Raw genomic sequence first — 5,409 nt, forward strand, 5'->3', positions numbered from 1 at the left:
AATAAAAAGAGAAAGCCTGAGAAGTTGGCTTTGGGAACTGGGCTAAAAATGAGCAAACGCCCTAGAAAAGTGATTTAAGGTACAAAATATCGCTCATTATAAAGATAAAACCGTAAAAAAAACCAAAAACGTGACAAAGTCTGCTAGATTTGTCTAACAGCTGGTTAGATACTTACCATAAAACACCGTCTTATCAAAAATACTCAACGACTGGCGGCTATTTTATTGTAGGTACAAAGTAAAAACATCTCCTATTTCACCTATACTCTTTGTTGTTTATATGAATAAGAATATGAGAAACTGTTATGGTCTATCTGTGCCGCCCTCGAAAGTGGGAGTATGGATATTTGAAGTTATTGAATGACTTATTGATTTGCTTTTAGTGAATCATTTTTAGTAAATTGTATTTAGCAAATGAGGATGATATGGCACTACGAAGGATTAAGGCATTTTTTGAATTTGAGGCAGCGGGTGGTATTGTCCTAGCATTGGCTGCCGTTGCTGCAATGATCATTGCCAACTCCCCTCTCAATGTGTGGTACGAAGGCTTTATCAACGCACCCGTAGCCATTCAAATCGGCGAGTTCGCTATTGCCAAAGACGCGCACCACTGGATCAATGACGGTCTAATGGCGATTTTCTTTTTTTTGGTGGGGCTTGAGCTAAAGCGCGAAGTCTTGATCGGCGAGCTGTCCAACGTCAAGCAAATCATCTTGCCAGCGGGGGCGGCACTCGGCGGCATGATTATGCCAGCCATTGTTTACCTCCTCTTTAACTACAGTGAACCTGAGTTTTGGAAAGGTTGGGCCATCCCAGCAGCGACTGATATCGCCTTTGCCCTTGGTATATTAAGTTTACTGGGCAACCGCGTACCAAACTCGTTAAAGGTCTTTTTGGTATCTATTGCTATCTTTGATGATATTGGCGCTATTATCATCATTGCCTTATTTTATACCAGTGACTTATCGCTCGGTTCATTGGCTATCGCAGGTTTATGCCTACCGTTTTTATATCTACTCAACCGCCGTAACGTGACCAGTATCACCCCTTATCTGCTCATTGGTGTGATTATGTGGATTGCTGTCCTAAAGTCTGGTATTCATGCGACATTAGCAGGGGTAGTATTGGCATTGTTTATCCCTTTATTTGACCGTACCGATCCTGAGCACTCGCCGCTTGAAGAGCTGGAGCACGATCTACAAAACACCGTCTCTTATGGGATTTTGCCATTATTTGCCTTTGCCAATGCAGGCATCTCATTAAAAGGTGCAGGCTTTGCTGAGTTATTCCATTCCGTACCACTTGGTATTGCTGCCGGTTTATTTATCGGTAAACAAATGGGCGTGATGATTATGTGCTGGGTAATCTTTAAACTGGGCTTTTCTACCATGCCAAGAGGTATGAACTTTAAGCAAATCTACGGTGCGGCATTATTGTGCGGTGTGGGCTTTACGATGAGTTTGTTCATCGGAGGTCTGGCCTTTGGCGGTGCAACGCCATTATTCGATGAGCGTTTGGGTATCACCATGGGCTCTATCGTATCTGGTATCGCCGGTTATACTATGCTTAAGTTTAGTTTAAAAGACAGTATCAGCGGTACATCAGTCGATTTAACCCGCCCGTCTTAATGATATGACGAGCTTATCACAGTCGCCTTGGTAAAAGGCAACTGTAGTTAGACGACTGTTGATTTGAATGAACCACCACAGGAGATACACATGCTACGGTTTGTAAGGCGGCTGACATTAAGTCTACCTATCCTTGGGGGCGTTTTTTTACTGTCAGGCTGTGCCACTCTCTCTAAGCAAGAGTGTATGCTCGGCGACTGGCAGGCTATTGGCTACAACGACGGCGTGGCAGGTTATCATTCAGACCGCCTAGCCTCACATGCCAAAGCCTGCGCCAAGACTGGTGTCGCTCCTGGCTATCGAGCGTGGGAGCGCGGACGTCAGTCAGGACTCAAACAGTACTGTACAACCAATAGCGCCTATAACATCGGTCGCCGTGGTCGTAAACTAAATAATGTCTGTCCTGTAGCCCTAGTAAGCTCGCTGCAACAAGCAAACCAGCGCGGCCTTGATTACTATACCTTGGAGAGTCAATTAGACAAAGATGAGCGACTTTTAAATGAACACCAAGAAGAGTTCGACAAGCTAGAGTCTGGTGAGATGCTGGGTTTTGCTAACGAAAAAGAAGCACGCAAGCGATTATTGTCGCTGGCCAAGGAGCTTCGCCAAGCCGAGCGCCGTATCAATACCACACAAAGACAATTAGATTATTTAAACCAGCTAAATAGATATTAGGGCGTGCTGGCATTGTGAAATGGCCTCAAAATAAGGCATTTGATAAATATGGATTCAATCAATATCAGTAATAAACAGACTGCTAATACCTTAAACCGCAAACAGCCGTCAGTAGCATCTTATCAGCGTCATGGCCGCACCACCGCGATTGACGACCATAGTGATTTACAAGTTTTAAAACGGATTAAGCGGTATTTATTGCCCAAAAATTTTGTTATCTCGCAAAACCTACTAAATGAGATAGTAGCAGGCTATGACATAGGCGATCCGCTGACTGATGCTCTAGCGGCTAAGAGTATTCGTTTTGCAAAACCTTTACAGCAATTTATTATCGATGATAGTAACTATCAGCTCGACCCCAACCTTGCAAATAACTCCTCATTTAGTGCATTAACCGAGCAATTCAGCCACCATCCTAAGTGGTTTGACCCAAAACTTGCCCAAATTGGTGCCGTCGCCTATCGTCGTTATCCGCTGATGCTCATTTGGCTGTTGCGTAACGTCGCCCTGATGGCAGGCTACAGTATCCCTGCATTATCCTTACCGTTGATTCAAACTGGCGCACTGATGCACGATGCCCTACCACGCTTGATGCGTACTTATGCTTATATCTTGGCCGTCTCTGAACATCCACCATTACACTCTACTCCGAACAATAACCCCCATTCTATTGAGCAAGTATTGGCCATCGGCTCTGAGGGCTGGCGGCAGTCTATTAAAGTACGTCAAATCCACACATTGGTACGCCAGAATCTACTTAAAGGTAAGGCAAAAGCTGCCACAGGTGTGATAGAAAGTGCCGATCAACACCATAACCCTGATGGCAGCTGGAACACCGATTACTGGGGTATTCCTATCAACCAAACCGATATGATAGCGACCCATTTACAGTTTTCGTTGTTGATTATGCGCGGATTAAGATTGCTTGGGGCTCGTATTAGTACCGAGGAAGCCGAAGGCATTCTGCACCTTTGGAATCTTGCCAGTTACTGGATGGGCGTGGACTTAGATCGTTTGCCTAAAGATGAGGAGGCCTGTTGGGAGTGGCTCTATACTTATTTATCGATCCAGCAACTTGATTTTAAAATGGGACAACCATTGGCAAAAGCGTTGCACGATTTACCGCGTCAGCTCATGGGTGAGGATAATCGCCGTGGACGCTTCGTTGAGATGGTCAATGCCAGCGTGACCCGTACCTTGGTCGGTGACGATATTGGCGATGGGCTGAACTTACCAAAATCAAAAATACGGTTTGGCGTCTTATCGTCAGTGCCGATTCTGTTTGCGCTTGATACTGCACGCCAGCACAACAGCAGAGCTGCTGATAAGCTAGAAGCGTTCCGCACCAAACGCCAAGACAATATGAATTGGTGGCTTAAGAAAAACGATGAGTATTATAAATAAGGAGATAGATAAGAAGTAACTATTAAAGATAAATCATAACCAAATAATTTAGGTAATGAATATTATTATTACCAAATAGAATATATCAAACCATTATCAATGACGTCTACAATAACTATAATAAATCCACAAAAGACGTGATTGGTTATGGTTTCTAGTGGTTCTTAGTATTTATAGGCTCAGACAACAACCTCTACAACCGTGATTCTTGTATGCGGTAATACCATTCAAGCTGCCGATCAAAACCAGTTTCTAGCAAGCTGGCAATGACTCGTCCTGTCAGACCCCATACCGTCTCACCATCCACTTGCCAACTGGGTGTGAGGATGGTCGCCGTCTCATCTTGCAACGTATATTCTATGGAGTATTCGACGGTAGGCTGAGTCAGTAAGGTTTCAAAATCTGCCCAAAAAATGCGTGAGATTTCTCCAAGTTCTGGCACTAGGATTAAGTCTGGAGCAATCAACGCCACAATAGGCCTGACACTCATGCCACTTTTGGAGGTTTGAATCGGCAGTTGACCGAGCAATTGGACTTTATTGGGCGGGAGCGCGGTCTCTTCGCAAGCTTCACGTAGGGCTGTAACGACATTATTACCATCGCCGACTTCGTACTTACCGCCAGCACAGGAGACCTCGCCAGCATGACTGTTCATATGTGCGGCGCGGCGTGTTAATAGCAGCTTCGGATGGCGCTCATGGGTGATAGCCACCAATACTGAGGCGTCTGCAACTGGTGTTTGTGCCAAGCTGTCTAAGAGACTCAAACGAGGAGACCTAGTATGAAGCGCACTGTTCACTGGACTGCTCATGGTATTTAAGGTCTCACGCTGTACTCGTTCAGCCAGCTTTCTGAGCGTAGGGTAACGAATAAAAGTGGGTACAGCGACTGACAATTCATCAAATCTTACAGACTGCGGGGGAAGTAACATTATTATTGCCTTATATTTTTATCAGTATTAATCGTCATTGTTAAACCTCGTTATCAACTATTAGCGAGTCACGTCATAAACACTGATATTGATTATCAATTTTTCAACTTTGTCATTCATATATTATTTAGGATAAGTTTGTGGATAAGATTTTTTCATTGAATAAAATGCAAGGCAAAATCGATGATTGCCCGCAAAGATTGCCATTATTCATTATCGCCCTTGCTTGGGTAGGCGGTACCTTTGCTACTGCCATACTCGCCCTACTGGGTAACTGGCAAAATGTCGCCATGGTTTTGGGCTCATTTGGGGCCAGTTGCTTGCTTATTTTCGCCTATCCAGAAAGCCCATTTGCCCAGCCTAGAAACATCGTCGGCGGTCATTTTATCACCACTTTTACGGGTCTATCATTTTTGACTTTATTTGGGATTGAGTGGTGGAGTCTGGCACTCGCGGTCGGTACGTCTATCGCGCTCATGTTATTGCTTCGCGTGCCGCATCCACCTGCTGGCTCTAATCCATTAATCGTCATGCTTGGTGGGGTCAAATGGCATTTTTTAGTTACCCCTACGCTGATAGGTGCGCTGGCCTTGGTGATGGTGGCACTCATTTATAATAATATCGGTCGCGGCAGACACTATCCTCGTTATTGGTAATCTTGTTATTGGTAATCTTGTTATTAGTGACCTCGTTATTAGCAATCTAAAGCCTCGGTATTTACCCTTAACCTAGGGGCTGTATAGAATTCAGCTAAGGTACTGACAGAGACTA

The 5,409-nt window shown here is 44.6% G+C and carries 5 protein-coding genes; 4 read left to right on the plus strand and 1 reads right to left on the minus strand.

Annotated elements, in window-relative coordinates; all coding sequences use genetic code 11:
• Positions 1 to 425 precede the first annotated feature (425 nt).
• From nhaA to ACT3TU_RS13390, 3 genes are all read left to right on the plus strand, one after another.
• Positions 426 to 1,628 (plus strand): Na+/H+ antiporter NhaA, encoded by a 1,203-nt coding sequence (gene nhaA / locus ACT3TU_RS13380; protein ID WP_192524749.1) that lies wholly within the window; start codon positions 426 to 428, stop codon positions 1,626 to 1,628.
• Between the two features lie 90 nt (positions 1,629 to 1,718).
• Positions 1,719 to 2,303, plus strand: coding sequence for a DUF2799 domain-containing protein (locus ACT3TU_RS13385; RefSeq protein WP_192524748.1), 585 nt, complete (start codon positions 1,719 to 1,721; stop codon positions 2,301 to 2,303).
• 48 nt (positions 2,304 to 2,351) lie between these two features.
• The gene (locus tag ACT3TU_RS13390; protein WP_192524747.1) at positions 2,352 to 3,707 is read left to right on the plus strand and encodes an oxygenase MpaB family protein; all 1,356 of its coding nucleotides are present in this window, start codon (positions 2,352 to 2,354) and stop codon (positions 3,705 to 3,707) included.
• 193 nt (positions 3,708 to 3,900) lie between these two features.
• Here ACT3TU_RS13390 and ACT3TU_RS13395 read toward each other — a convergent pair whose 3' ends face one another.
• Positions 3,901 to 4,638: an NUDIX hydrolase gene (locus ACT3TU_RS13395; RefSeq protein ID WP_192524746.1), complete on the minus strand. Its 738-nt coding sequence runs from the start codon at positions 4,636 to 4,638 to the stop codon at positions 3,901 to 3,903.
• A 140-nt stretch (positions 4,639 to 4,778) separates the two neighbouring features.
• Between ACT3TU_RS13395 and ACT3TU_RS13400 the strand changes: the two genes are divergently transcribed.
• On the plus strand, positions 4,779 to 5,294 hold the full coding sequence (locus ACT3TU_RS13400) for an HPP family protein (RefSeq protein WP_318779324.1): 516 nt from the start codon (positions 4,779 to 4,781) through the stop codon (positions 5,292 to 5,294).
• The last annotated feature ends 115 nt before the right edge of the window (positions 5,295 to 5,409 follow it).

The sequence above is a fragment of the Psychrobacter sp. AOP3-A1-26 genome (genome assembly GCF_052378235.1).
In the GTDB taxonomy this organism is placed as follows: domain Bacteria; phylum Pseudomonadota; class Gammaproteobacteria; order Pseudomonadales; family Moraxellaceae; genus Psychrobacter.

What these genes read in the sequence shown, in the direction of transcription:
- nhaA (WP_192524749.1), top strand. Translation starts at nt 426, where the DNA reads ATGGCACTACGAAGGATTAAGGCATTTTTTGAATTTGAGGCAGCGGGT.
- ACT3TU_RS13385 (WP_192524748.1), top strand. Translation starts at nt 1,719, where the DNA reads ATGCTACGGTTTGTAAGGCGGCTGACATTAAGTCTACCTATCCTTGGG.
- ACT3TU_RS13390 (WP_192524747.1), top strand. Translation starts at nt 2,352, where the DNA reads ATGGATTCAATCAATATCAGTAATAAACAGACTGCTAATACCTTAAAC.
- ACT3TU_RS13395 (WP_192524746.1), bottom strand. Translation starts at nt 4,638, where the DNA reads ATGTTACTTCCCCCGCAGTCTGTAAGATTTGATGAATTGTCAGTCGCT.